General features: G+C 59.4%; 20 protein-coding genes. 13 read left to right on the plus strand and 7 right to left on the minus strand.

All coding sequences use genetic code 11. The annotated features are described in order from the left end of the window. Positions 1-121: 121 nt before the first annotated feature. The 4 genes from AB4N47_RS09075 to AB4N47_RS09090 form a co-directional block, all read right to left on the minus strand. Positions 122-1,543, minus strand: coding sequence for a TolC family protein (locus AB4N47_RS09075; protein ID WP_341637399.1), 1,422 nt, complete (start codon positions 1,541-1,543; stop codon positions 122-124). Then, positions 1,540-4,731, minus strand: coding sequence for an efflux RND transporter permease subunit (locus AB4N47_RS09080; RefSeq protein ID WP_024013078.1), 3,192 nt, complete (start codon positions 4,729-4,731; stop codon positions 1,540-1,542). Before AB4N47_RS09080 ends, AB4N47_RS09075 begins: the two co-directional genes overlap by 4 nt. A gap of 15 nt (positions 4,732-4,746) precedes the next feature. After that, on the minus strand, positions 4,747-6,000 hold the full coding sequence (gene mexE, locus AB4N47_RS09085) for a multidrug efflux RND transporter periplasmic adaptor subunit MexE (protein ID WP_341637400.1): 1,254 nt from the start codon (positions 5,998-6,000) through the stop codon (positions 4,747-4,749). A 276-nt stretch (positions 6,001-6,276) separates the two neighbouring features. After that, on the minus strand, positions 6,277-6,729 hold the full coding sequence (locus AB4N47_RS09090) for a DUF805 domain-containing protein (protein WP_122611336.1): 453 nt from the start codon (positions 6,727-6,729) through the stop codon (positions 6,277-6,279). Positions 6,730-7,039: 310 nt separating this feature from the next. Here AB4N47_RS09090 and gcvA point away from each other — a divergent pair, with 310 nt between their 5' ends. The 3 genes from gcvA (at position 7,040) to AB4N47_RS09105 (ending at position 9,639) form a co-directional block, all read left to right on the plus strand. Continuing rightward, on the plus strand, positions 7,040-7,945 hold the full coding sequence (gene gcvA / locus AB4N47_RS09095) for a transcriptional regulator GcvA (protein WP_341637401.1): 906 nt from the start codon (positions 7,040-7,042) through the stop codon (positions 7,943-7,945). 75 nt (positions 7,946-8,020) lie between these two features. After that, on the plus strand, positions 8,021-8,848 hold the full coding sequence (locus AB4N47_RS09100) for a DMT family transporter (protein ID WP_341637402.1): 828 nt from the start codon (positions 8,021-8,023) through the stop codon (positions 8,846-8,848). A gap of 29 nt (positions 8,849-8,877) precedes the next feature. After that, complete coding sequence (locus tag AB4N47_RS09105) at positions 8,878-9,639, plus strand: SDR family oxidoreductase (protein ID WP_341637403.1); 762 nt, start codon at positions 8,878-8,880, stop codon at positions 9,637-9,639. Positions 9,640-9,645: 6 nt separating this feature from the next. Here AB4N47_RS09105 and AB4N47_RS09110 read toward each other — a convergent pair whose 3' ends face one another. Next, positions 9,646-10,560: a LysR family transcriptional regulator gene (locus tag AB4N47_RS09110; protein WP_016774850.1), complete on the minus strand. Its 915-nt coding sequence runs from the start codon at positions 10,558-10,560 to the stop codon at positions 9,646-9,648. A gap of 270 nt (positions 10,561-10,830) precedes the next feature. Between AB4N47_RS09110 and AB4N47_RS09115 the strand changes: the two genes are divergently transcribed. The 4 genes from AB4N47_RS09115 to pgm all read left to right on the plus strand — a co-directional run bounded on the left by AB4N47_RS09115 (position 10,831) and on the right by pgm (position 17,075). Further along, positions 10,831-11,853 (plus strand): zinc-dependent alcohol dehydrogenase family protein, encoded by a 1,023-nt coding sequence (locus AB4N47_RS09115; RefSeq protein WP_016774849.1) that lies wholly within the window; start codon positions 10,831-10,833, stop codon positions 11,851-11,853. Positions 11,854-12,403: 550 nt separating this feature from the next. Next, on the plus strand, positions 12,404-13,870 hold the full coding sequence (locus AB4N47_RS09120; RefSeq protein WP_460154466.1) for a hypothetical protein: 1,467 nt from the start codon (positions 12,404-12,406) through the stop codon (positions 13,868-13,870). A 49-nt stretch (positions 13,871-13,919) separates the two neighbouring features. Further along, a complete protein-coding gene (locus tag AB4N47_RS09125; RefSeq protein ID WP_341637405.1) occupies positions 13,920-15,320 on the plus strand; it encodes an aminotransferase-like domain-containing protein in 1,401 nt (466 codons plus the stop codon). Between the two features lie 108 nt (positions 15,321-15,428). Next, complete coding sequence (gene pgm / locus AB4N47_RS09130; RefSeq protein ID WP_133336210.1) at positions 15,429-17,075, plus strand: phosphoglucomutase (alpha-D-glucose-1,6-bisphosphate-dependent); 1,647 nt, start codon at positions 15,429-15,431, stop codon at positions 17,073-17,075. Between the two features lie 54 nt (positions 17,076-17,129). Here pgm and AB4N47_RS09135 read toward each other — a convergent pair whose 3' ends face one another. Continuing rightward, on the minus strand, positions 17,130-17,825 hold the full coding sequence (locus AB4N47_RS09135; RefSeq protein WP_016774845.1) for a pirin family protein: 696 nt from the start codon (positions 17,823-17,825) through the stop codon (positions 17,130-17,132). 257 nt (positions 17,826-18,082) lie between these two features. Here AB4N47_RS09135 and AB4N47_RS09140 point away from each other — a divergent pair, with 257 nt between their 5' ends. Beyond that, the gene (locus AB4N47_RS09140; RefSeq protein WP_341637406.1) at positions 18,083-20,557 is read left to right on the plus strand and encodes a UvrD-helicase domain-containing protein; all 2,475 of its coding nucleotides are present in this window, start codon (positions 18,083-18,085) and stop codon (positions 20,555-20,557) included. Positions 20,558-20,607: 50 nt separating this feature from the next. On the opposite strand, the gene AB4N47_RS09145 is transcribed toward AB4N47_RS09140, so the two are convergent. Next, on the minus strand, positions 20,608-20,880 hold the full coding sequence (locus tag AB4N47_RS09145; protein ID WP_038862172.1) for a DUF1652 domain-containing protein: 273 nt from the start codon (positions 20,878-20,880) through the stop codon (positions 20,608-20,610). Positions 20,881-21,145: 265 nt separating this feature from the next. Between AB4N47_RS09145 and AB4N47_RS09150 the strand changes: the two genes are divergently transcribed. From AB4N47_RS09150 to AB4N47_RS09170, 5 genes are all read left to right on the plus strand, one after another. Then, the gene (locus AB4N47_RS09150; protein ID WP_073476200.1) at positions 21,146-21,961 is read left to right on the plus strand and encodes a helix-turn-helix domain-containing protein; all 816 of its coding nucleotides are present in this window, start codon (positions 21,146-21,148) and stop codon (positions 21,959-21,961) included. A gap of 52 nt (positions 21,962-22,013) precedes the next feature. After that, complete coding sequence (locus AB4N47_RS09155; protein ID WP_341637407.1) at positions 22,014-23,420, plus strand: NAD(P)/FAD-dependent oxidoreductase; 1,407 nt, start codon at positions 22,014-22,016, stop codon at positions 23,418-23,420. Positions 23,421-23,451: 31 nt separating this feature from the next. Further along, a complete protein-coding gene (locus AB4N47_RS09160; RefSeq protein WP_341637408.1) occupies positions 23,452-23,796 on the plus strand; it encodes a cupin domain-containing protein in 345 nt (114 codons plus the stop codon). A gap of 54 nt (positions 23,797-23,850) precedes the next feature. Continuing rightward, entirely contained in the window at positions 23,851-24,936 is a 1,086-nt protein-coding gene (locus tag AB4N47_RS09165) for a polyamine ABC transporter substrate-binding protein (protein WP_341637409.1), read from the plus strand. 171 nt (positions 24,937-25,107) lie between these two features. Further along, a complete protein-coding gene (locus AB4N47_RS09170) occupies positions 25,108-25,545 on the plus strand; it encodes a hypothetical protein (protein ID WP_341637410.1) in 438 nt (145 codons plus the stop codon). Positions 25,546-25,557 lie beyond the last annotated feature (12 nt).

Here is a 25,557-nt window from a genome sequence, read left to right on the forward strand (position 1 = left end):
ACTCGACAGCTCCTACACGGGATTGGTGATTCAGTGGCATAAAAAAACCCCGCGACCGAATGATACGCGGGGAAAAAAATTTGGTTGGTTGCGGCCAACCAAAGGAGCTCTTTAACAATCTTTACTTGCTGGCAACTGTCTCCGGTTGCCAGCCGCCGCCGAGGGCCTTGTAGATCGCGACGATGCCGCGATACAGCTCGACTTCGGCCTGGGCCTGAGTGTCTTCGGCGTTCAGGCGCTCACGCTGGGCGTCGAGCAGGACGAGGAAATCGGTGGTGCCTTCGCGATAACGGATTTCTGCCAGATCGGCAGCCTTGCGACTCGATTCGCTCTGACGGATCAGCGAGATCAAACGTTGCTGACGCTTGCCGTAATCGCTGAAGGCGTTTTCCGATTCTTCCAGCGCCAGCAGCACCTGTTGCTCGTAGTTGGCCAGCGCGCCTTCGGCGTCAGCATCGGCGCCGCGCAAACGGGCGCGGACGCTACCCAAGTCAAACGCCGCCCAGGTGATGCTTGGGCCGAGTGCCCAGGCGTTGGCTGCCGAGGAACCGATCTGCGAGCCACGTCCGGCCGTCCACCCGAGGAAGCCGCTGAGGCTGACCCGGGGGAACAGGTCGGCTTTGGCCACGCCGATACGCGCGGTGGCCGAAGCCAGTTGCCGCTCGGCGCTGAGGATGTCCGGACGACGTTTCAGCAGTTCACCCGGATCACCGATCGGCAGCGCCTTGGCGATGGCCGGCAGATCTTTCGGGCTCAGGTCGACGGTCAGCTTGTCCGGGCGTTCGCCGAGCAGGGTGGCGATACGGTTTTTCTGCCGAACCTGTTCCGCCTGCAACTGCGGCACGGTGGCTTCGACGTTGGCCAGACGCGCATCGGCGCGCTCGACATCAAGCTGATCACCGACACCGGCGTCACGCAGGCTGATGGTGATCTTGCGCGACTCCTGCTGGTTGTTCAGGTTGGCCACGGCGATTTTTTCCCGCAGCTGGGCGCCGCGCAGTTGACCGTAGGCGTCGACCAGTTCGGCAATCATGGTGACTTGCAGCTGATACAGATCGGCTTCGGCGGCTTGCTGGTCGGCATCACTGGCTTCCAGATTGCGCTGGATGCGGCCGAACAGGTCGAGCTCCCAGGCCATGTCCAGACCGAGGTCATAGCGCTCGCTATTGACCCGGTCGGTGGTCTGGCCGGGAATCTGGCCCTTGCCCAAGTCACTGCTGGCGCGGCTGGTGATGGTAGGCATCGCGTCGTTGCTGGCGTCGTCGCGGATCGCCCGGGCGGCTTTCCAGCGGGCGAACGCCACGCGCAGTTCACGGTTACCTTGCAGCGACTGGCTCACCAACTGGTTCAGGGTCGGATCGTCGAATTGCTGCCACCAGATGCCTTCGAATTTCGAACGGTCGAAGTTCTTTTGCCCGGCGGCGCCGTCGGTGGCAGTGGTGATATTGGCCGCCTCCGTAGCTGGGGTCTTGTAGTCGGGGCCGACGGCGCAGGCGCTGAGGGCCAGCACCAGCAGACTCGGCAGGAAGACTTTCAGACTCATTGTTGCGCCTCCAGTGGCTTTTGAAGAGTGTGCGCCTTGGCTGCTTTGCGCTGCTCGCCGCGTTCGACAAAGTTACGGATCAGTACGTAGAACACTGGCGTCAGCAGCAGACCGAAGAAGGTCACCCCGAGCATCCCGGAGAACACCGCCACACCCATGGCGTGACGCATCTCGGCACCGGCTCCGCTGGAGAACACCAGTGGCACCACACCCATGATGAACGCGAACGAGGTCATCAGAATCGGCCGCAGACGCAGGCGGCAGGCTTCCAGCACCGCTGCGAGCGGATCGAGGCCTTCTTCCTGTTTATCCTTGGCGAACTCGACGATGAGAATCGCGTTTTTACAGGCAAGTCCCACCAGTACGATCAAGCCGATCTGGGTGAAGATGTTGTTGTCACCGCCGGAGATGATCACACCGGTAATGGCCGACAGCAGGGTCATCGGTACGATCAGGATCACCGCCAGTGGCAGGCTCCAGCTTTCGTATTGTGCGGCGAGCACCAGGAACGCCAGCAGTACGCAGAGCGGGAACACGAACAGCGCGGTGTTGCCGGACAGAATCTGCTGGTAGGTCAGGTCGGTCCATTCGTAGGTCATGCCGTTCGGAAGTTCTTCCTTGAGCAGTTTCTCGATGGCTTTTTCCGCCTGGCCGGAGCTATAGCCCGGGGCTGCGGCACCGTTGATTTCAGCGGTGATGAAGCCGTTGTAGTGCATCACGCGATCCGGTCCCGAGGTGTCGCTGACCTTGATGAAGGTCGCCAGCGGAATCATTTCGCCTTTGTTGTTGCGTACTTTCAGCTGACCAATCTGATCGGATTCAAGGCGGAACTGCTGTTCGGCCTGAACGTTGACCTGATAGGTGCGCCCGAAGCGGTTGAAGTCGTTGGCATACAGCGAACCCAGGTAGATCTGCAGGGTGTCGAAGATGTCGCTGACGGCCACGCCGTGGGTCTTGGCTTTTTCGCGGTCGATGGCGGCATCGACCTGCGGCACGTTCACCGTGTAGCTGGTGAACAGGCCGGCCAGTTCCGGCACGTTGTGGCTTTTGTTGATGATGTTCATGGTTTCTTTGTACAGCTCGTCGTAGCCGAGGTTGCCCCGGTCTTCGATCTGCAGGCGGAAACCACCAATGGTGCCCAGGCCTTGTACCGGCGGTGGCGGGAAGATCGCCATGTACGCTTCCTGAATGTTCGCGTACTGGCCGTTCAAGGCGCCGGCAATCGCACCGGCGGACATGCTCGGGTCTTTACGCTCGTCGAACGGTTTCAGCGTCACGAAGACGATGCCGGCGTTCGGGCTGTTGGTGAAGCCGTTGATCGACAGGCCCGGGAACGCTACGGCGCTTTCCACGCCCGGCTGTTTCAGCGCGAGGTCGGACATGCGCTTGATCACGTCTTCGGTGCGATCCAGGCTCGCGGCATCCGGCAATTGCGCGAAGGCCACCAGGTATTGCTTGTCCTGGCCGGGTACGAAACCGGTCGGCGTGCTGGAGAAACCGAAGAAGGTCAGCACCATCAGGCCTGCATACACGAGCAGGGCGATGCCGCTGCTGCGGATGACCCGGCGCACGGTGCCGACGTAGCCATGACTGGCACGGTCGAAGAAACGGTTGAACGGACGGAACAGCCAGCCACCGAAGATTCTGTCGAGTACTTTCGAGAAGCGGTCTTTCGGCGCGTCGTGACTTTTCAGCAACACAGCAGCCAGCGCTGGCGACAAGGTCAGCGAATTGAACGCCGAGATCACTGTAGAGATCGCGATAGTCAGTGCGAACTGTTTGTAGAACTGCCCGGTGAGGCCGGAAATGAATGCCGCCGGAATGAACACCGCGCACAGCACCAGTGCCGTGGCCACGATCGGCCCGGTCACTTCCCGCATGGCGCGCTTGGTCGCTTCGACTGGCGTCAGTCCGAGTTCGATGTTCCGTTCGACGTTCTCCACCACGACGATGGCGTCATCCACCACGATGCCGATGGCCAGTACCAGGCCGAACAGCGACAGGGCGTTGAGCGAGAAGCCGAACAGGTGCATGACCGCAAACGTACCGATCAACGATACCGGCACCGCCACCAACGGAATGATCGAGGCGCGCCAGGTCTGCAGGAACAGAATCACCACCAGCACCACGAGGATCAGCGCTTCGAACAGGGTGTGCACCACCGCCTCGATCGAGCCACGGACGAAAATCGTCGGGTCATATACGATGCTGTAGTCCATGCCCTGCGGGAAGCCTTTCTTCAGCTCTTCCATCTTGCCGCGCACTTCGTTGGAAATGTCGATGGCGTTGGAACCGGGACGCTGGAAGATCGGGATCGCCACCGCCGGCTGATTGTTCAGCAGCGAGCGCAAGGCGTATTGGCTGGAACCCAGTTCAATGCGTGCAATATCCTTCAGGCGAGTGATCTCACCGTCATCGCCTGCACGAATGACGATGTTCTCGAACTCTTCCTCGGAAACCAGACGGCCTTGGGTGTTGACCGACAGCTGGAAGCTTTGCGCGGTCGGGGCAGGGGGCGCGCCCAGTTGACCGGCGGCGACCTGACGGTTCTGCTCGCGAATCGCGGTCACCACATCGGTCGCGGTCAGATTGCGCGAAGCGGTCTTGTTCGGGTCGAGCCAGACGCGCAGCGAGTAGTCGCCCATACCGAACAACTGCACATCACCGACACCACCGAGGCGAGCGAGCTCATCCTTGATGTTGAGGATCGCGTAGTTGGACAGGTAAAGCATGTCGTAGCGCTTGTCCGGTGAGGTCAAGTGCACAACCATGGTCAGGTCGGGCGAAGCCTTGTCGACGGTGATACCGATGCGCGTCACCTCCTCGGGAAGCTTCGGCTCGGTCCGGGTCACCCGGTTCTGCACCTGCACCTGCGCGTTGTCCAGGTCGGTACCCAGGGCGAAGGTGATGGTCAGGGTGATCTTGCCGTCGGCGGTCGATTGCGAGGACATGTACAGCATGTTCTCGACACCGGTGATCGCCTGCTCCAGCGGAGCGGCCACGGTTTCACCGATGACTTTGGGGTTTGCCCCCGGGAAGTTGGCGCGCACGACCACGGTCGGCGGCACGACTTCCGGGTATTCGCTGATCGGCAACTGGAACAGCGAGATCGCACCGGCGATCAGGATCAACAGCGACAGCACCGCTGCAAAGATCGGCCGGGAAATGAAGAATTGGGAGAAATTCATCGGAGTTGTCGTCCCTTAACCGCGTGGGGTCGTAGCAGCCAGCTTCGCAGCCGAACCCGATGCGCCCTTGGCAGGGGCAACTTTGGGCAGGTTGCTGGCTTCCAGCGCTTGACGTTGTTGAGCGAGGGCGGCGAGGGTCTGCTCGCTGGCCATCGGAATCACTTCAGGGGTGACCGGTGAGCCAGGACGAACCCGTTGCAGACCCTTGACGATGATGGTGTCGTCCTTGTTCAGACCGTTGCGGACGATGCGCAGGCCTTCGATCTTCGGACCGAGTTCAACGGCGCGGTAGGCGGTCTTGTTGTCGCCATCCATCACCAGCACGAACTTCTTGCCCAGGTCAGTGCCCACGGCTTCGTCATTGATCAGCATGGCGTTGTAGGTGCCGCTGCCGACCAGTTTCAAGCGAGCGTAGAGGCCCGGGGTGTAGGTGCCGTCAGCGTTGTCGAAGACGGCACGGCCACGGATGGTGCCGGTTTTCGGATTGACCTGGTTGTCGAGGAAGTTCATCTGGCCGAGGTGCGGGTTGCCGTCCTCGTTGGACAAGCCCATGTACACCGGCGTGGTGGCGCCGCGCTGGCCGTTGCGGGCCAGTTGGGTGTATTTGAGGAACACGCGTTCGTCGGCGTCGAAGTAGGCGTAGACCTTGTCGGTGGAGACGACGCTAGTCAGCGCGGTAGTGTCGGCGGTCACCAGGTTGCCGGCAGTGATTTCGGCGCGGCTGACGCGGCCGCTGATCGGTGCGGTCACGCGGGTGAAGCTCAGATTCAGTTTGGCCAGGTCCAGTTGTGCCTGCAGGGCACCAACCGCGGCGCGGGCCTCTTGGGCAGCGCTGGTGCGCGAGTCGGCCAGTTCAGCGGAAATGGCGTTGCTGGTACGCAGGCGTTCGCCGCGAGCGGCTTCGTTTTCGCTGCGAGTGGCGGTGGCGCGGGCTTGAGCAACCAGCGCTTCGAGGCGGCGTACCTCGGCCTGGAACGGACGCGGGTCGATCTGGAACAGCAGGTCGCCTTTCTTGACCAGCGCGCCTTCGGTGAACGCGACCTGATCGATCTGGCCCGATACCCGTGGCCGGATTTCAACGGTTTCCGGCGCTTCGAGGCGCCCGGTAAATTCGTCCCACTCGTTGACCGGTTGTTCCAGCACCTTGGCTACGCTGACTTTGGCAGCGGGCGGGGCGCCGGCAGTCTCCGGAGTTTTGCCGCAGGCGCTCATCACCAGTACGGCCAACATGGCCAACGGGAAGCGCAAATGTTTGAGTGATTGTTCCATGGATGCAATCCGCCGAAGTATTGAAGATGGGCGGATGATGCTCGGCGCGGGTGTGATGGCACGAATCGAATGAAGCAAAGGTAACTATCATTCGGAATGATATAAGCGCCGAGGCAGCTCTCTAGCATGCACCTTTCGTTAGGGGGCTAACAATGTGTTTTCTTGCAAATCTGTCTTGCGTGGCCAGCAATGATCCAGCAAGGCCTTTGTGAGAGGGGAGTCATATATAAAGAAACGGCCATGAAGGCCGTTTCGATCCGCGATTGCGGCTATTGATCAGTTGAAGCCTTTGCGGTTGGCACCGAAGCGATTCGGGCCAGGCTGGCTGTCTTGCGCCAGAAACACGATGTTGACGATGGGCAGCAGAATCCACCAGCCGCTGCGGTCAGTGTCGTGCATGCGCCGTACGCCAACAGCGAGGCTCGGCAACAGCATCGCCAGGTTGTACACGCTCTGCAAGGCGCCACCGGTCTTGAGCATGGCGTCGAAAACGCTCATGACAATAGCGATGCCCATGTTGATCAGAAAGAACATCCAGTATTCACGGCGCGTGGCGCGTCCGGTGAACACGGCATATTTCTTCAGTGCTTCCACGTATGGGTTGCCGCTCGCCATGACGGGGCCACTGGCAATGGAATGCAGTGGCGCTTGAGGTGCGCCGCATTGGGGGCATGCCAGTGCCAGAGTACTTATTTCCTTGGCGCAACCACGGCAGAAAACCAGGCTCATGTTTTTTTCCCTAAAAAATGGTCAGTCGAAAGACGGGACAGATACATCCCGGTGTTTTCGTTGGTGCAAACACCGCCGCCAACGAGAGCAAAGACTGAATGCCCGACTCTCCATTGGCGGGGCGGCGGTAATCTAATCGTTACCATAAGGTTTGTCATCGGCTCTGGGCTTTCGATTTGTGGGTCTGCGGCTAAACCCAAACCCGATCGTCACCAAATCCACTTGGGGCGAGAGGCATGCGAACGCATTTCGCTCTAACATGAGCTGATATTCATGCCGTCAGCTTCTGCCACCCCCGGAACTTTCATATATGCGCGACCTGCCCCCGACCGCGACCCTGCGGGCTTTCGAAGTGGCCACTCGGCACCCGACGTTCACGGCTGCCGCTCAAGAACTGCACGTGACCCAAAGCGCCGTCAGTCATCAGCTCCGGCACCTGGAAGAACTTTGGGGATTGCAATTGTTCGAGCGCGGCAAGTCGTTACGCCTCACTGCGGCGGGGGCGACGCTGGCGCCGATCGTGCGCGAATTTTTCATGAGCCTTGAAGCAACGCTGGAGGATCTGCGCGAGCAAAAGGACAGGGTTCGCCTGACCGTCAGCACCACTTATTCGTTTGCCTTGAAGTGGCTGCTGCCACGCTTGCCGAATCTGTCGCGCCTGCACCCGGAGCTGTTGGTGTCGCTGGATACCACGGACACGATCATCCATTTTGCCAGCGGCGAAGCCGATGTCGCCATTCGCTTGGGCAAAGGCAATTATCCCGGTCTGTATTCGGAGTTCCTGTTCGGTGAGCAGGTGTTTCCCGTGGCCAGTCCCGAACTGCTGCAGCGCGTCGGCAGGCCGTGCAGTCCCGCGGAGTTGCTGCAGATGCCGTTACTTATCCGCGACGGCGCCGAGTTGGCGCCGAAATGGGAGGTGTGGTTTCAGTCCGTCGGGCTGGAGTTTTTACCGCTGCGCGAAGGCGTCAGGTTTGGTGATACCAATATGACGGTGGAAGCTGCGTTGCTCGGCCAGGGTGTGGCGCTGGTGCGCAGCGGCCATGTCGAAAACGAAATCGCCGACGGCCGTCTGGTGAGGCTGTTCGATGTGCCGTTCACTTCGCCTTTGGCCTACTATTTCGTCTGCCCCAAAGGCATCGAAGCCCAGGCACACATTCTCAGTTTTCGTGATTGGTTGCTCAGTGAAGCATTGAAGGTGCAGAACCCCCAGCGCTGAAGCATGAGCTTTTGCTCATGCTGCAATGAGGAAACTTCGCTGTAATGCCAATGCCCGAGATGCCTAGAATGCGGCATGCCAATCCATCTCGTACTCCTCGTTCTGTTCGCCGCACTCCTGCACGCCAGCTGGAACGCGCTGCTGCGCGGCGGTGCCGATCGCCTCTGGTCGATGACAATAATGTGCGTGGCCATCGCCATCGTCTGCCTCATCGCCACCTTTTTCATGGCCGCGCCTGCACCTGAGAGCTGGGGGTATGCGCTGCTCTCGGCACTGCTGCATGTCGGCTACAACCTGTTCCTGGTGCGCAGCTATCGGGTCGGCGACCTTGGGCAGATCTATCCGATTTCCCGTGGGTCGTCGCCGGCGCTGATCACCCTCGGCGCCGCGCTGTTTGCCGGCGAAACCATTACTCCCGCTGAGCTGCTCGGCATCGGTCTGGTATCCGGCGGAATCATTTCCCTGGCCTTTCGAGGGCGCAGCCTGTCGGTGCCGAGCCTGCCGTATGCGCTGGGCACCGGTTGTTTCATCGCTGCCTACAGCGTGGTCGATGGCATTGGCGCCAGAGTGTCGGGGGCGCCGCTGGCTTACACAGTTTGGATGAGCGCCCTGTGGGGCGTGCTGATGCCGCTGGTGTATATCGGCCTGCGCGATGCTCGCAGTCTGTTTTCCGTACGGCCCGGAATGCTGACCGCTGCGGTCGGCGGACTGGTCTCGTTGCTGGCCTACGCAATCGTTATCTACGCCATGAACGAAGCGCCACTGGGCGCGGTGTCAGCCTTGCGCGAAACCAGCGTGTTGTTTGCCGCATTGCTCGGCTATTTGTTCCTCGGTGAAAAGCTCACCGTCCGCAGGATGCTGGCCTGCGTGGTCATCGCTAGCGGCGCCATCATCATCGGCTGACACAGACCAACTGCTCAGGAGAACGTCGCATGGATAAAGTCTCGCAAGCACCGCTGATTCTGATCACCGGCGGCAGTCGCGGAGTCGGCGCCGCGACCGCCCGACTCGCCGCAGCACAAGGCTACGACGTCGCCATCAGCTACGTCGCCAACGAGTCCGCCGCTCTTGAGGTGGTGGCGGATATCGAAGAATTGGGACGCAAAGGCCTCGCGGTGCGTGCTGACAGTGCTGACCCCGAGCAGGTTGCTGAACTGTTCTTGGCTATCGATCGTTCATTCGGGCGTATCGACGTTCTGGTCAATAACGCTGGCGTTCTGGCAAAACAGTCACCCATGGAGGACCTGAGCTTCGAACGCATGCAACGCATCTTCGCGGTCAATGCTCTGGGACCGATCCTGTGCGCGCAGCAGGCGGTGAAGCGAATGGCTTACCGGCACGGCGGCACAGGCGGCGCGGTGATCAACGTTTCTTCTGCCTCCGCACGCTTGGGCAGCGCGAATGAATACGTCGACTACGCAGCATCGAAAGGTGCGCTGGAAACTTTCACCATCGGCTTTGCCAAGGAAGTCGCGCGCGAGGGAATTCGGGTCAACTGCATTCGCCCGGGGCACATCTATACCGACATGCACGCCAGCGGCGGCGAACCGGGGCGAGTGGATCGCGTGAAGGAGTCGATCCCGATGGGGCGGGGCGGTCAGCCGGAAGAGGTGGCGCGGGCCATTTTGTGGCTGGCCAGCGCGGAGGCTTCGTTTGTCACCGGGACTTTTCTGGATGTGACGGGTGGCAAGTAGGTCCGGCTACAGACTATCCGGATCGCCAAAAAACATCTGAATCCGCGACCTCAACCACCGCTCTCCCGGGTCGTTATCCTGCGACCCACGCCAGGCCATGTGCAGTTCAAATGTACGCGTCGGCAGCGGTGGATCTTCAGCCCGCAGACCGCCGGCTGCCGTCAGTGCCTCAGCCGTGTAATCCGGCACGGTCGCGACGATATCGGTGCCCGCCAGCAGCGTGCCGAGTCCGTTGAACTGTGGCACCGCCAGCACCACGTGCCGTTTGCGTCCGAGTTTTTCCAGTTCTTCATCCACGAAACCACTGAGGTCGCCAGCGAACGACACCAGTGCGTGCGGTCGGGCGCAGTAGTCGTCCAGGCTAAGCGGCCCCGGCACGGTGTCGGCGCGCAGCAGCTTCGGTGCGCTGCGGCGCAGGACCTTGCGCTTGGCGTTGGCTGGCAGGTCGGTGGTGTAGCTGACGCCGATGGAAATCTCGCCGGAGGCCAGCAGGCCAGGCATCAAGATGTAGTTGACCCGCCGCACCACGAGGACGATGCCTGGTGCTTCGGCGCGCAGGCGCTTGAGCAGCATGGGCAGCAGGGCGAATTCGACGTCGTCGGATAATCCAATGCGGAACACCGACGTGCTGGTCGCCGGATCGAAATCGGCGGCACGACTGACGGCGGTCGAGATCGAATCAAGGGCGGGCGAGAGCAGGGCGAAGATTTCCACCGCGCGGGCGGACGGCTCCATGCTGCGGCCGGTGCGGACAAACAAGGGATCGTCAAACAGGCTGCGCAGACGCGACAGCGCCGCACTGATAGCCGGTTGGCCGAGGAACAATTTTTCCGCGGCCCGAGTCACACTGCGTTCGTGCATCAATGTTTCGAACACGATCAGCAGGTTCAGGTCGACACGACGCAGGTCATTACGATTCATCTGGAGTCCTGGCAGAGTCATCAAACTTGACGAGGGCGACCATATGAGAACAATGGCCGGCATGAATCTTACGGGGAAAGGCTGGTACTCTGCACCGGAAAATTCAGCTTTACTGCGACGGTGGCAGGCCTTTTTTCATGGAATTTGCCAATGCCGCCCTTGATGCGGAATCAATGACAGGCATGTCGACTATTAATAGCCACTGATGGTCTTGGGTCGAAAGCCCAGATAGAGTTCATGGCATTAGAGGTTACTTTGACGAGGTTTGCGATGTCCCGCACGATCCGTTTTCACAAGTTTGGTCCGGCCGAGGTGCTCAAATGCGAAGAGCATGCGGCTGCTCAGCCAGGTCCTGGCGAAGTGCAGGTGCGTGTCGAGGCAATCGGCATCAGTTGGTACGACACCCTGTGGCGCCAGAATCTGGCGTCGTCCCAGGCACGTCTGCCTTCGGGCCTCGGTCATGAAATGGCTGGCGTGGTCACTGCGGTGGGCGCTGATGTCGACGACCTGTCCGTCGGCGACAAAGTGGCCAGCTTTCCAGCGGAAAGCCCGAACGACTATCCGGTGTACGGCGAGTCGATCGTCCTGCCGCGCACCGCGCTGACCCGTTATCCCGATGTGCTCAGCCCGATCGAAGCGAGCGTACATTACACGCCGCTGCTGATCGCCTACTTCGCTTATGCCGATCTGGCACGGGTCAAACCCGGTCAATTTGCGCTGGTGACTGACGCCAGCCACTGCGCCGGCCCGTCGTTTGTGCAATTGGGCAAAGCGCTGGGTGTGCGAGTGATCGCCGCGACCAAATCGGCGGAGGAGCGGGAGTACCTGCTGTCCCTCGGTGCGGAGAAGGTCATCGTCACCGAAGAGGAAGATCTGTTGATGCGCATCAACAAGATCACCGACAACCGCGGCGTCGATGTGGTGTTCGATGGTCTTGGCGGCCCGCAGATGTCATTGCTCGGCGATGTGCTGGCACCACGCGGCAGTCTGGTGCTGTACGGCTTGCAAGGTGGTAACCAGACCCCGTTCCCGGCGTGTGCGGCGTTTCAGAAGAACATCCAGTTCTTCGTGCACTGCATCGGCAACTTCACCGGCAAGCCGGAGCTGGGCATTGTCCAGGACCACGTCGCTCTGCAGCGTGCTTTGCGTGACATCAACCAGTTGACCGCTGACCGCGTGCTCCTGCCGCTCAAGACTCGTGTATTCGCGTTCAACGAGTTCGTCGAAGCGCATCGCTACATGGACGAATGCCCATGCCGCGAGCGAGTGGCCCTGCAAGTGGAAACCGCGTAAATCCGCTCATCAGAGTCCGTGGCCGCCACGGACTCTTTTCTGTTTAGATCCTCTGCTGTCAGTAAACCCTTCCCGATATCGAAGCATCGGCCCTTCAGCAACTGAACTGGTTTTTGCCTTCGATCTGTATCTTCTAATCACACTATAAGCACTGATAATTGAATGATTACTTTCATCTCAAGGAATGAGCTATGGCTGTGCATTCAATTTGTCCAAGGCAATATCAAATGGCTGGCTCGGCTGGCTTCGCCAATTTCTGTTTAATTGCTGTAGGGCGTTTCGGAAGTTGCTTCTACTTTTCTTGTAATGATTTGTCGTGGGACGTTGTGGGAAGTTTCCTCAGATCATTTTCGAATGGCGAAAGCCCAATGAATACGGGTGGTTGAACGTGACGCTTGGCATCTGGATGGCTTTATTCAGGTGAAGTGTTTCAAATAACTACAACTTTGTAAGTGTTAGCATTTCAGCGTCTATTACTTATTGATCCAATTGCCGCGCGCCCATTGTCATGTCTGCGCGGCATGAAACTTTTGATACCGGGTAAATACCGATGAGCACGATCCATGATCAGGCAATGAACTATGTCTATCAGCAAGTATTGCAGCGTCTGCTGAGTTTCTTTTCCCGAGCCGAGCGTACGGCATTGCAGTTGTTGATACAGCGCCTGGTGGTGGCCGCAGGCGGCATGGAAAACATTGGGCAATTCAAGGTGCTGGTGCCTCAGTCCGGCCTGCGTGACGGCTGCTACACCCTGGCTTTGCTCCGGGCTGCGCAGTTGACCATTGCCGGACGTGCTCCGGCGACCTTCCAGTTGCGCGTGGCTTCCCTGCGCTGGAGTGGCGACAGCCCGCTCGCCCTGCAAAACCTGCATCGCAGCTACAGCGCGCTATTCCTTTATGACGATCCACGGGTCGAGGTGCTGATGGTCGATAACCGCGAAGTGCTGCCGTTCGACCATCGCACGCCTGTGAGCAACGAAGGGCGTGAGGCCAGTCGCGTCAATCTGCTGCTGGTCGGGCACTGTCGCACCTGGCTGGAAACGCCTGAATTATGGGATGAAGCCTATCTGGCGACGGCCGAGTACTACAGCCAGATCGCCCGCTGGAACAATGGTGTCGACGCCATGATCAGCACTGAAACCAAAGGCAGTCAGCAGCATTTCCTCGAAGGCCTGAACCGTGCAATGCAGCGAGTGGCAATAGCCGGTCCAGAACTGGTCACTGCCGGATTCGAAGCGCTTTTTCCGCTGCTCGACGGGCTCGGTGATGATTTTTACCGCGAGCTGCGCGCAGATGACGACCGGATAGCGTGGCGCCCGGAAGGTGAGTTCGAAGCCTGCCGGCGCACCAGTTTTATCGACATCAACGACATGATGGTCGGCAAAATCGAGGATCGCTGGCCGCTGCTGGGCGAATTTCTCGGTTATGAACCTGACGACCTGGCGCTGTACCAGGGCGAAGCGGTATTCGCTGACCCTCTGATCTCGGCGCACGTGCGAGGTTTGTACGCACGCTTCATCGAGGGGCGCGACTATGAGGCGGGTATCGACGATTATGTTCGTCACACGCTGGCAGACATGCGGCGAAAACAGGTCGCCGAATCTGTCTGCGAGCACTTGCTGGCCAGCTATGACAATGCCGGCGGGCCAGAGCAGCTGCGGGCGCTTGCCGAGGATTACCTCATCAATGGTTTCGGATTGAGCGAAACGCAGCTGGTGTGCCTGCTGTTTGCACCGTTCATCGACAACGGCAAAGGGCTCGAGCGGTTCCTGCGCAACTGTCATCCCGGCATGCTGGTCGCCATGCCTGACCTGCACCGCGCCATGCAAGGCTTGCACGCGCCGGAGCAGGTTTTGAAGTGGATAACGGAAGTGAGCGGGTTGCCGGTCAGGTTGGTGATCCGCCTCTATGCAACGGGCCCTGTGCAGATTCATGCGCCCGCGCAATTGGCCTCGGAGAGTTCGGGTTCGGATGAGGCGCGTTCGGCTGCGCCGTTCGAGCGGTCGACGGAACGCTGACGGTGAGCCGGAGCCTGGGTTGTGAACCGATATCTACGGAAATGAGGGTGTGAAAAGCGCGCGGGACAACGACTTTGTTTATCAGGCAGTTTATCGATATCTGACCACGCTGATTGATGACGCCGGAGGTGGTGCGGCGGTACGCATGCCTTCCTTGCGACAACTGGCGGATCGACTGAATGTCTCCATTTCAACGGTGCAGTACGCCTATTCGCTCCTGGAGAAGGAAGGTCGAGTCTATTCGATAGCCAAGTCAGGGTATTACGCGCAAGCGCTGTTCAGCATGGATGCGCCCGGCAACGGCAATGATCTGCTGGAGACCGTGTACGTCAACGCCAGACGTCCCGGAATGTGTGTGTTGAGCGCCGACGAACCGGCCTCGCTGCAACCGCTGGACAGTCCGTTGTTGACGCTGGAACGTGAGCTTCTGCGCCAATATCCGCGTCAGCTACAGACATTCGTGCAACCTTGCGGAGAGCTGGAATTGCGGGTTGCCCTCGCGGCGCGGTACACGAGTTCGACGGAGCATTTCTGGCATGCCGATGACATCTACATCGGTGCCGATCTACGCGGGGTCCTGGAAATTCTGATTTCGGTGCTTGAATTGCGTCACGCCAGCGTAATTGTCGAATCACCGTGCGACTGGGTGATACTGCGTCTGCTCGAGTCGTGCGGGGTGCGCGTGATCGAATGGCCATTGCTGGCCGAAGGCGTGCTTGACCTGTCGGTGCTGCAATCGCTGCTGGAGAACGAGCCAGTACGTCTGGTTCTGTTGTCGTCAGTGTTGAGCATGCCCCACGGCAAGGGTTTCACCCATGAGCGTCAGCAGGCCGCTGCGCAGTTGCTCAATCAACATGGCGTCTGGGTACTGGAAAACGACTGCTACAGCGAGCTTGACGAGCGCAATGATTCACAGCGTTTGCGCAGTTGGCTTGATCCTGAGCGTCTGCTGGTGTTTTCCACTTTCGAGAAATTCATCGGCGCTGAAGCGCCATTCGGCTTTGTCCTGTCGCGTCACTGGCGTGAGGCGCTGCAACGCCATTTTCTGCTGCGCGCATTTCGCTTGTCGCCGATCCGCCAAAAGGCGATTGCCCGGTTGTTGAACGGCGGGCGGCTTGATCAGCATTTATCTGTGCTGCGGCGAATGCTGGGTGAGCGGCGAGCCGTGTTGATCCAGGTTCTGCGCGAACGTTTGGGCGATACGCTGCAGATCGTCGAGCCGCAGGGCGGGGCGACGGTGTGGGTGCGTTCGTTACGGCCGGTCGACATGGCGAATGTGTTCCGTCGCCTGCTCAAGCAACAGATCATCGTGGCCCCCGGCGAGCTGTTCAGCCTGCACGGTCTGCATGCGGATCATCTGCGGATAAGCGCGTTGCACCACGGCGAGCGGGATCTGCCGAGTGTCATCGGCTTGCTCGGCGATGCCTTGCGCCTGTCACCCGGTCAATAACGTTAAAAAACATCGGGCGAGTTTCGGATACATCCCGTCGCACAGTGGTCAAACTGCCAGTAAACTGCGCTGCATTTCCTGAACCACTCCGATTTCAGAGGTTTTTGCATGACACTCAGTCCTTTTGCGGGCAAACCGGCACCGGCAGAACTGTTGGTCGATATCCCGCGACTGGTTACGGCCTATTACACCGGCCAGCCTGATGCATCGATTTCTACCCAGCGAGTGGCGTTCGGCACGTCCGGCCACCGCGGCAGTTCGTTCGATTTGAGTTTCAACGAATGGCACGTTCTGGCCATCAGCCAGGCGATCTGCCTGTATCGCGAAGCCCAGGGCATTACCGGCCCGCTGTTCGTCGGCATCGACACCCATGCATTGTCGACCCCGGCCGGCGCCAGCGCACTCGAAGTCCTCGCCGCCAACGGCGTCACCGTGATGATCGCCGAAGGCGATGAGTACACGCCGACCCCGGCAGTTTCCCACGCCATTCTCTGCTACAACCGCGGCCGTACCTCTGGCCTGGCGGACGGTATCGTCATCACGCCGTCGCACAACCCGCCACAAAGCGGTGGCTACAAATACAACCCAACCAACGGTGGCCCGGCCGATACCCACATCACCAAGTGGATCGAAGCCAAGGCCAACGAGCTGCTGGCGAACAAACTGGCCGGGGTCAAACGCATCAGCTACGAGCAAGCGCTCAAGGCCAGCACCACCCATCGTCACGATTACTTGAACACCTATGTCGCCGACCTGATCAACGTCATCGACTTCGATGCCATCCGCGACGCCAAGCTGCGCCTGGGTGTCGATCCGTTGGGCGGAGCAGGGGTGCGCTACTGGTCGGCCATCGCCGAACACTACCGTCTTGACCTGGAAGTGGTGAATAAACAGGTCGATTCAACGTTCCGTTTCATGACCGTCGACTGGGACGGCCAAATCCGTATGGACCCATCGTCCAGCCACGCGATGCAGGGCCTGATTGGCCTGAAAGAGCGCTTCGACGTGGCATTCGCCTGCGATCCGGACCATGACCGCCACGGCATCGTCACGCCGTCCGGTGGTTTGCTCGCGCCGAACAACTATCTGGCGGTATCCATCGACTACCTGTTCCAGAACCGTCCGCAATGGCGCGCCGATGCCGCTGTCGGCAAAACCGTGGTCAGCAGCGGTCTGATCGACCGCGTGGCCAAGCGCCTGGGCCGTCGCCTGTACGAAGTGCCGGTCGGTTTCAAATGGTTCGCCGATGGCCTGTTTGACGGCTCGCTGGGTTTTGGTGGTGAAGAAAGTGCTGGCGCCTCGTTCCTGCGCAAGGACGGTGGCGTATGGAGCACCGACAAGGACGGCCTGATCCCAGCCTTGCTCGCCGCCGAAATGACGGCGCGCACCGGACGCGATCCAAGCCAGGCCTACCGCGCCCTGACCGATGAACTGGGCGAACCGTTCTCGGTACGCGTCGATGCCAAGGCCAACCCTGAGCAGAAGGCGCTACTGAGCAAGCTGGCGCCGGAGCAGGTCACTTCGACCGAACTGGCTGGCGAGAAGATCCAGAGCATCCTCAGCCACGCACCGGGCAACGATCAGGCCATTGGCGGTCTGAAAGTCATGACCGAGAACGGTTGGTTCGCCGCGCGTCCTTCGGGCACTGAAGACATCTACAAGATCTATGCCGAAAGCTTCATCGGCGACGACCACCTCAAGCAACTGGTGGCCGAGGCGCAAACTTTGGTAGATGGCGCCATTTCCAGCAAATGATGCGCACATGAAAAAGGGCAACCGTAATGGTTGCCCTTTTTTATTGCCTGCAGATCAAGCCAGGTCGACCAGTACGATTTCGCTGTCCTCGATCGCCGTGACCGTCAGCACTTGCTCGTGGGCCACCGCCACGCCGTCCCGCGCCTGCGCGCGCAGCCCGTTGACCTCGATCACGCCCGTGGCCGGAACCAGATAGGCGCGACGCCCTTCGTCGAGCCGGTATTCGGCGGTTTCACCGGCCTTGATATTGGCCGCCACCAGACGCGCATTGGCGCGAATGTGCAGGCTCTCATCGTCGCCGTCCTTACCGCTGGCCAATGTGACAAAACCTTCGCGCTCGCCTTTGGGAAACGGCTTGGCGCCCCACGACGGCGGCGCACCGGTTTCGGTCGGCAGAATCCAGATCTGGAAGATCTTGGTTTCCTTGTCTTCCAGGTTGTACTCGCTGTGAGCGATGCCGGTGCCGGCGCTCATCACTTGTACGTCGCCGGCTTCGGTGCGGCCCTTGTTGCCGAGGTTGTCCTGGTGCGTGATGGCACCTTCTCGCACGTAGGTGATGATTTCCATGTCGCGGTGCGGATGCTGCGGGAAACCGGTGCCTGCGGCGATGATGTCGTCGTTCCACACGCGCAGGTTGCCCCAGCTCATCCGCTGCGGATCGTAGTATTCGGCAAAGGAAAAGTGGTGATGCGCATCCAGCCAGCCATGATGGGCGCCGCCCAGCGAGCTGAAGGGTCTGAGTTCAAGCATGATCGTCTCCTAATAAGGGTCGTCAGGGGGCGGACCCCGTGGTTGATGACGACGATCATCTATCAGCCAATCATCGATAAAAAGCGCAAAAACTGCCGCATCATGATCAGGTAATTTGATGGGAATGCGCTTCGACATCGTCTCATCCGACTTTCAATTCGTCGCCTAAACCGATGACCTGTAAGCATTTCGCTAGAACTCATCAGCAAATCCAGACACCATAGCCGCCACAGCCTCACACCCTGGAGTCCGTCAGCGTGGCGCAACACACCCCCGATCTTCCCCCTGAACTTCGTCCACTGGCCGAGATGCCCTGGTTCAAACGTCTGGCCGCACGATTCTTTGGTCACGGATTGACCAAGCTGCGCGCCCAGCACCGGGCGTCGTGGCTGCACGGGCAAGCCGACGGATTTCGCAGTGGCCACACCGCTGGCGTCGAATACGGTTTCAAGGAGGGCAAGCTTGAGGGGTTGGAGGAAGGCCGCCAGGTGCTGCTGATTCGCGACAGCCGCAACACCGAGCATCGGCCGCCCAGCGTCGATAACCACCTGTTCGATGACTGGCGCCTGCCGCTGACGGCGGAACTGAAGAAGCGCATCAAGGCTGACGTTGCCCGTTTGCTTCCGCCCCACGCCCAGCCCAGCGCCGCGCAGTGGAAGATGATCTTCAGCGATACGCCGTCCACCTCGGTGGTCGCCGGTGCCGGCGCCGGCAAGTCGACCACGCTGGTGCTGCGCATTCTCTTGCTCAGCCATTATCTGGGTTTTGAGCTGGATTCGATGACCGTGGTGACCTTCACCCGCGAATCGCGAAAGGACTTCATCAACAAACTGATCGAAATCTTCACGCTGTGGGGGCAGCCGCTGAACCTCAAGCAGGCGCGCGAGCTGGTCAGAACCTTCCACTCGCGCATCCTGCCGATGGTCCGCAGCCTGCCGGGTTTCGAGCGTTTGCAGGCCTTCGAGAACCTCAGCGATCGCCCGCACAGCGGCGCAGAGGAGGTCGACAGCAATCCGTTTGACCTGCGTATCAATGACGCACAGCGACAGCAACTTAATGCTTGTTATCACCGGCTGTTCAACGACGATGAACGTTTCCGCCAGTTGATCCAGCCGCTGTCCCGCGCGGGTTTGCAATTAAAGGAACTGGAACGCGATCACCCCGATGTGCAGAAACGCATGGCGGTCACCGAACTGGCGGCCAAGCGCGATGAAGAGCTCTGCGATGTCATCGAGGATCTGTGGTTTCGCGCCGGTGCGTGGCCTATCCAAGGCATTGAGCCGAATCGGCAGGCCTTCGAAATCAATGGTTCGAAGTTCCACGCTCATGGCTATATTCCCAGCCTCGATGCCTGGATGGTGCTCGGCTTTGATCCCAGGGAAAACGCCCAGCTGACCCGACCCAACGCCAAGCTGAGTGTCCGTGCAGAGTGGGCGGTCAAGCGCACCCTATTTCAAGCTTTCTGCCGTAAACCATTGATATGGCTAAATAGTTACGAGTCATCCAGACGCGTTCTTGCGACGTTGGCCGGAGATGCCAGCGCCGGTCCCGGCTTTGATTACAAGGTCAAAGGCGAGCTGGCATCGGCGCCATTGCTGGATTGTTTTGTCGCCGCAGCAGGCTTTATCGAAAACCTCGGCCTGGATGTACCGGACGCGGTCAGTCGGATGAGCTTCGCCAAGGACGATCCCGATCGCTTTTTCTTTGAAGCCCTGAGCCTGTTCTGGCGCGCATTTGAAGATCACCTGCTGGATCAGAAACCGCCAGTGATGACCTACAACCGCATGTTCGCGCTGTTCAGCGAGCACTCGCCGGAAAACCTCAAGCTGCTCAGCGATGAGTTGCTGCGGCCGATGGCGCATTTGATGATCGACGAATTCCAGGACGTATCGCCGCAGATCGTTTCGTGGATTCGTGCCAGCCTCAATGAAATCCGCAGCCGTGGCCCGGCGATGCACATCGGGCGAGGGGCGCAGCGGTCGTCGCTATTGTGTGTTGGCGATGACTGGCAGTCGATTTACGGTTGGCGCGGCAGCTCACCGAGCTATTTCATGGAGTTCAACAAGGAATTTCCTTCACCGAGCACCACAAGAGTGATGCTCAGTGACAACTATCGCAGCCATCAGCACATCATCGACGCCGCCGAACACATCGTCCGTGCAGCGCCGGCAATCGCAGGCAAGAAGGCCAAGGCCAGTGGTGAGCCCAAGCCGCTTCACCCGGTCAACGTGCTTGAGCGGGATGATGAAGCATTGGGTCAGCGCCTGGCCGAGCATTACCGGCGGGGTGATTCAATCTTGATGCTTTATCGAAAAAGCAGCGATAAGTTATTGATAGATAAGCATATTCAGCCTGTACTTAATGTAGATTCGAGCTTGCCCTACGAAGCGCGGCGGCTGAAGCAACTGACCTATCACAGCGCCAAAGGCTTGCAGGCTGATGCAGTATTCCTGCTGGGTGATTGCCAGCATCTGACCAGCTCTCCGTACAAGAATCAGGTCTATCGCATGGCGGGATTGGGTAAAAGCGGTGACAGCGAGCCATACGACACTGCGCAAAAGGACGAAATCCTGCGCCTTGCCTACGTCGGTATCACACGCGCCGTCAGTCATTGCTACTGGTATGTCGAACCGCAGGAAACCCAAGCGGTAAACATGCCGAGGGCGTCGGATCGAGTCGCCAAGGGCAAGCCCTTCTTCGTCGACCATCGATGCGAAAAGGCCAGTGCCTGACCCATAAAAAAGCCCGCATCGCTGCGGGCTTTTTGTGTTAAATCAGGTGGTTATGCGTAGTTCTTGAGAGATTCCGGAGGAGTGAACGCTTCCAGCTCATCCTCGATGGCTTCGATCATGCGCTCGACGTCCGCCGCGTTCATCACCGTTGCGCAGGGAATGCCGGCGATGGCGATCATGGTTTCGCCGCTGGCACGATCGAAAAGACGGGCGATCATGCTGCCCGGCGCATCCATCGTCGCCTCGAAACCCATGGGATGAAAATGCCAGCGCATCAGCTGGCAAGCGTTTGGAAAGGTGACTTTGCTGAACCCTTTATTCATGGTGTTGCCCGCCTGCTTCATCGAGCGCTTCCTTTTGCTCATGTTAGGTGGGAAGAGCCTTCATTGGCTCAACCAGTGCTTGAGCTTTAAAAGTAGCATCCGTGTGTGAAAAAACTGTGAGTTTTTTCAGTCCGTTTAGCGATTGATTCGCATTTTTTGATGTAAGTCACTGGCTCATCGATTATCGCCAAAACGCCACCATGGATTTTTCATTGAAGCGGCAGAGGAAGTTGGGCAAGCTCGGTTCTTTTTCGCCGAGCCTCTTATGCACGCCGATGACGACGGCCCAGAACAGACCCAGGCCACGGCGGCCACGGTCATGCGCTATCACCTGAGCTGGAAACACCGGGATCTGGACAGCGTCATGGCGCTTTATCACGCCGAGATCCAGTACAACGATTTCTTTCAGAACCGGGTGCTCGGTCTGGATGAGTTACGCGAATATGTGCGCGTGAGCATGCCGCGAGAATCCGACGAACTGCTCGAGCATTGCGACCGAATCCGGGTGGATGGCAACACCGCGTTCATTCAATACGAGGTGACCTTGCGTGGCGGCGATGGCCTGGTGTCGTTTCGCTCCAGCGAAGCGATCACGGTCAAGGACGGCTTGATCTGGCGCGTCAACGAGTATGCCTCGCTGGTGCGTACTCAAGCCGACGGCAGTTCGGCACAGAGTCAGCGTCCGGCGGTCAGTCGGCTGGGTCTGTCACCGCGGCAGCTGAGTTTCATGGCCGAAGACCTGCAGCAGTATTTCGAAAAGCAGCAGCCCTATCTGGACCCTGAGCTTGACCTGCAACGGGTGGCGAAGGAGTGCGGGTACAGCCGTAATCAGATCTCCTATCTGCTCAATCAGGTGCTCGGGCAAAGCTTCTATCGCTACGTCAATCAGGCGCGCCTGCAGCATTTGCTGCGTGCGCTGGACAGCGCCACGCCGCCGTTGCGTGTCGACGAGCTGGCGTTTGCCGCCGGCTTCAATTCGCTGTCAGCGTTCTACAAATGCTTTCGCGAACACACCGGCCAGTCGCCCAAGGCCTACGCCAAACAAATTTCTCTGCGGGCACGCGCGCAAGACATCCACTGAAGGCAGCCACTAGGATCGACGCCATCGAAGGTTTTCAGTGGCGGAGTCTTGCATGTCGGCGTGGCGCACGATCAGTTTGTGGATGGATCAGCTCGATGAGCCGCTATTGGCGCGGCCTGCGCTTGAGCGGGACCTGGACGTCGACGTGGCGATCATCGGCGCCGGTTACACCGGACTGTGGACGGCGTACTACCTGAAAAAACAGGCGCCCGGCCTGGATATCGCCATCGTCGAGGCGCAAACCGCCGGGTTCGGTGCGTCCGGACGCAATGGCGGCTGGCTGATGGGTAATTTGCTGGGCGAGGACCGTTTGCTCGCAGGCTTATCGCCGCAGCAGCGCAGGGCGTCGTTCGATCTGCTGCACAGCATCCCCGATGAAGTGGAGATCGTCCTCGAACGCGAGGGCATTGACTGCCACTACCGCAAGGGCGGGGTGCTTTATTGTGCGGCGCGCTACCCAGAGCAGGAAACCGTTCTGCGTGATTACCTGAGCAAGCTGCACGCCCAAGGCCTTACCGATAACGACTACCGCTGGCTCAGCCCCGAGCAATTGGCCCAGCAGATCCGCGTGGCCAAGCCCTACGGCGGCATTTTCGCCCCTCATGTCGCGACCATTCACCCGGCGAAGCTGGTCCGTGGTCTGGCGCAGACCGTGCAGAACATGGGCGTGAAAATCTACGAAAACAGCCCGGTCAACCACTGGCAGTCCGGCAGTCTGCGTACCGCCAAGGCCAGCGTGCGCAGCCGCTGGATCGTGCCCGCCGTGGAAGGTTATTCGGTGACCTTGCCGCCACTTGGCCGTTATCAATTGCCTGTGCAAAGCCTGATTGTCGCCACCGAGCCGCTGTCCGCTGCGACCTGGGACGAAATCGGCCTCAATCGCGGCCAGGCCTTCAGTGAATTCAGCCGTCAGGTCACCTATGGCCAGCGCAGTGCCGACAATCGTCTTATCTTCGGCGCCCGTGGCGGGTATCAGTTCGCCGGCAAGCTGCGCCATGACTTCAACCTCACCCGCGATGAGGTCGAACTGCGCCGCTATCTGTTCGGTGAACTGTTCCCGCAGCTGAAAAATGTGCAGATCACCCACGCCTGGGGCGGCAACCTTGGCATGTCGCGGCATTTCAAGCCGCACATGCTTTGCGACCGCGCCAACGGCATCGCGCTATCGGGCGGTTATGGCGGCGAGGGCGTCGGTGCCAGCAATCTCGGCGGCCGGACGCTGGCCGATCTGATTCTTGAGCGCGACAGCGAGCTGACCCAACAACCGTGGGTCCTGCCCGACGGTGGCATTCATGCGCTGCGTGCCTGGGAGCCAGAGCCATGCCGCTGGCTCGGCTACAACGCGATCATCAAAAGTTTCGTGCACGAAGACCAGACCCTGGCCAATCCCGCGACCGCGCCCTGGCGGCGCAAGCTCGCCAGCCGGGTTGCCGGGTTCATGGAAGGTTTCATGCACTGAACGTCGTTTCCCTCAATAAACAGGTCACGCCATGAGCATCACCCAATTCAAGAACGCCGCCACGCTTGAGCTCGAAGAATCCAACCCGGTCGCCGTGCCCCTCGGCGAACCCGTCGCAATTGCCTCGACCATCAGCGTCGAGCGCGACGACGGTGTTGAAACCGGCGTCTGGGAATGCACCCCGGGCCGCTGGCGGCGGCAGATCACCGCGCAGGAGTTCTGCCATTTCATTTCCGGGCGCTGCACCTTCACCCCCGACGGTGGCGGCGAAACCCTGCACATACAAGGCGGCGACGCACTGATGTTGCCAGCCAACACGCTCGGGATCTGGGATATCCAGGAAACCGTGCGCAAGAGCTACGTGCTGATTTTCTGATTGTTTGATCCTTTGATTGCCTGCCAACAAAAAAGCCCATACAGGAATCGCCTCATGATCCAGAAAACCCTCGCATTGGCGCCGCTGCTGCTGGCCGCTTCCGTCAGTCACGCGGCCGAGACGGTCAAGGTCTACAACTGGTCCGACTACATCGCCCCGGACACCACGAAGAATTTCCAGAAAGACACGGGCATCGGCGTCACCTATGACGTCTATGACAGCAACGAAACCCTCGACGGCAAGTTGATGACCGGCAAATCCGGTTACGACGTGGTTTTTCCGTCGAACCACTTCATGGCGCGGCAGATTCAGGGTGGGGCGCTGAAGAAACTCGACAAGAGTCAGTTGCCGAACTGGAAGAATCTAAACCCGGCGCTGCTCAAGGCCTTGCAGACCAACGACCCGAACAACGAGCACGGTTTCCCTTATCTGTGGGGCAGCACCGGTATCGGCTACAACATTGCCAAGGTCAAAGCGGCGCTGGGCGACAACGCGCCGGTGGATTCCTGGGATCTGATCTTCAAGCCTGAGTACATGGAAAAACTGCAGAAGTGCGGCGTGGCGATCCTCGACAACGGCCCGGAACTGCTCCCGGCGGCGCTCAACTACCTGGGCCTGCCGCACCACAGCAAGAATCCCGAAGACTACAAGAAGGCCGAAGCGCTGCTGATGAAAGTGCGGCCCTACGTCAGCTATTTCCATTCCTCGAAGTACACCAGTGACCTGGCCAACGGCGACATCTGCGTAGCGGTGGGCTTTTCCGGCGACATACTGCAAGCGGAGAACCGCGCCAAGGAAGCCAAGAACGGCGTCGAGATCGGTTATGCGATTCCCAAGGAAGGCGCGGCGATCTGGTTCGACATGGTCGCCATGCCCGCCGACGCACCAGACGAAAAGGCCGGCTACGCCTTCATGAATTACCTGCTGCGCCCCGATGTCATGGCCGGCATCAGCAACTACGTGCACTACGCCAATGGCAACGAACAGGCCGACAAACTCATCGATCCGGCGATCAGGAACGACACCAAGGTTTACCCGAGCGCGGAAATGATGGGCAAGCTGTTTGCACTGGAAGCCATGCCGCTGAATATCGACCGGATTCGTACGCGGGTGTGGAACAAGATACGGACGGGGAGTTGATCGAGGTCTACCGGGTGCTAAAGCGCCCGGCGTTACAGTGTTGGCGGGAATTAGCACGAAAAAACAGGGTTTGCACCTGTCATTGTTGACAGGTCCAGCTCCGCTGCAAATTGGATTTAATGCCTTGGCAGGAGGGCGAAATGTCGCCTTTCCTTACTGAGGATTTTAATGATGAGCAATGAGAATGGTCTGGAGAATGTATTGAAGGGAGCGGTGAAAAACCTTCGTAGTGGTAAGGAATTAAAATTCTTCGCCAGTGAAACCCATCGCGACGAGCAGGGAGGGACGCTCAGATTTCATGGCACGATGGTCGACCCGGAGGGCAATAGCAGCTTTCATCTTTCATCTATCGCAGTGAATCTCAGCAACAAGGCTGATGCCGGCACAGAGATTCCGCTCACGGACGCGCGAGTTCTTTTTGTGGCTTACACCCGCTCTGGGGCGACTACTGAACCCAGGCATTTTTACGCAGACAAGGAAAAGCCGGGCTTTGTGACGCTCCAGCATTCAGGGGATCGCATCAATGGTAAATTGCAATTCACAACTGAAGCCGTTGGAGACGACAGTTACGAGGTCGACGTGATCTTTGACCAGGGTCCTTCTCGATAAATCGCCCTACAG

It is taken from the genome of Pseudomonas sp. S3_G06, assembly GCF_054667565.1.

What these genes read in the sequence shown, in the direction of transcription:
- pgm (WP_133336210.1), top strand. Translation starts at nt 15,429, where the DNA reads ATGACACTCAGTCCTTTTGCGGGCAAACCGGCACCGGCAGAACTGTTG.
- AB4N47_RS09075 (WP_341637399.1), bottom strand. Translation starts at nt 1,543, where the DNA reads ATGAGTCTGAAAGTCTTCCTGCCGAGTCTGCTGGTGCTGGCCCTCAGC.
- mexE (WP_341637400.1), bottom strand. Translation starts at nt 6,000, where the DNA reads ATGGAACAATCACTCAAACATTTGCGCTTCCCGTTGGCCATGTTGGCC.
- AB4N47_RS09100 (WP_341637402.1), top strand. Translation starts at nt 8,021, where the DNA reads ATGCCAATCCATCTCGTACTCCTCGTTCTGTTCGCCGCACTCCTGCAC.
- AB4N47_RS09155 (WP_341637407.1), top strand. Translation starts at nt 22,014, where the DNA reads ATGTCGGCGTGGCGCACGATCAGTTTGTGGATGGATCAGCTCGATGAG.
- AB4N47_RS09135 (WP_016774845.1), bottom strand. Translation starts at nt 17,825, where the DNA reads ATGCTTGAACTCAGACCCTTCAGCTCGCTGGGCGGCGCCCATCATGGC.
- AB4N47_RS09145 (WP_038862172.1), bottom strand. Translation starts at nt 20,880, where the DNA reads ATGAATAAAGGGTTCAGCAAAGTCACCTTTCCAAACGCTTGCCAGCTG.
- AB4N47_RS09170 (WP_341637410.1), top strand. Translation starts at nt 25,108, where the DNA reads ATGAGCAATGAGAATGGTCTGGAGAATGTATTGAAGGGAGCGGTGAAA.
- AB4N47_RS09150 (WP_073476200.1), top strand. Translation starts at nt 21,146, where the DNA reads ATGCACGCCGATGACGACGGCCCAGAACAGACCCAGGCCACGGCGGCC.
- AB4N47_RS09110 (WP_016774850.1), bottom strand. Translation starts at nt 10,560, where the DNA reads ATGAATCGTAATGACCTGCGTCGTGTCGACCTGAACCTGCTGATCGTG.
- AB4N47_RS09090 (WP_122611336.1), bottom strand. Translation starts at nt 6,729, where the DNA reads ATGAGCCTGGTTTTCTGCCGTGGTTGCGCCAAGGAAATAAGTACTCTG.
- AB4N47_RS09105 (WP_341637403.1), top strand. Translation starts at nt 8,878, where the DNA reads ATGGATAAAGTCTCGCAAGCACCGCTGATTCTGATCACCGGCGGCAGT.
- AB4N47_RS09080 (WP_024013078.1), bottom strand. Translation starts at nt 4,731, where the DNA reads ATGAATTTCTCCCAATTCTTCATTTCCCGGCCGATCTTTGCAGCGGTG.
- AB4N47_RS09115 (WP_016774849.1), top strand. Translation starts at nt 10,831, where the DNA reads ATGTCCCGCACGATCCGTTTTCACAAGTTTGGTCCGGCCGAGGTGCTC.
- gcvA (WP_341637401.1), top strand. Translation starts at nt 7,040, where the DNA reads ATGCGCGACCTGCCCCCGACCGCGACCCTGCGGGCTTTCGAAGTGGCC.
- AB4N47_RS09165 (WP_341637409.1), top strand. Translation starts at nt 23,851, where the DNA reads ATGATCCAGAAAACCCTCGCATTGGCGCCGCTGCTGCTGGCCGCTTCC.
- AB4N47_RS09120 (WP_460154466.1), top strand. Translation starts at nt 12,404, where the DNA reads ATGAGCACGATCCATGATCAGGCAATGAACTATGTCTATCAGCAAGTA.
- AB4N47_RS09160 (WP_341637408.1), top strand. Translation starts at nt 23,452, where the DNA reads ATGAGCATCACCCAATTCAAGAACGCCGCCACGCTTGAGCTCGAAGAA.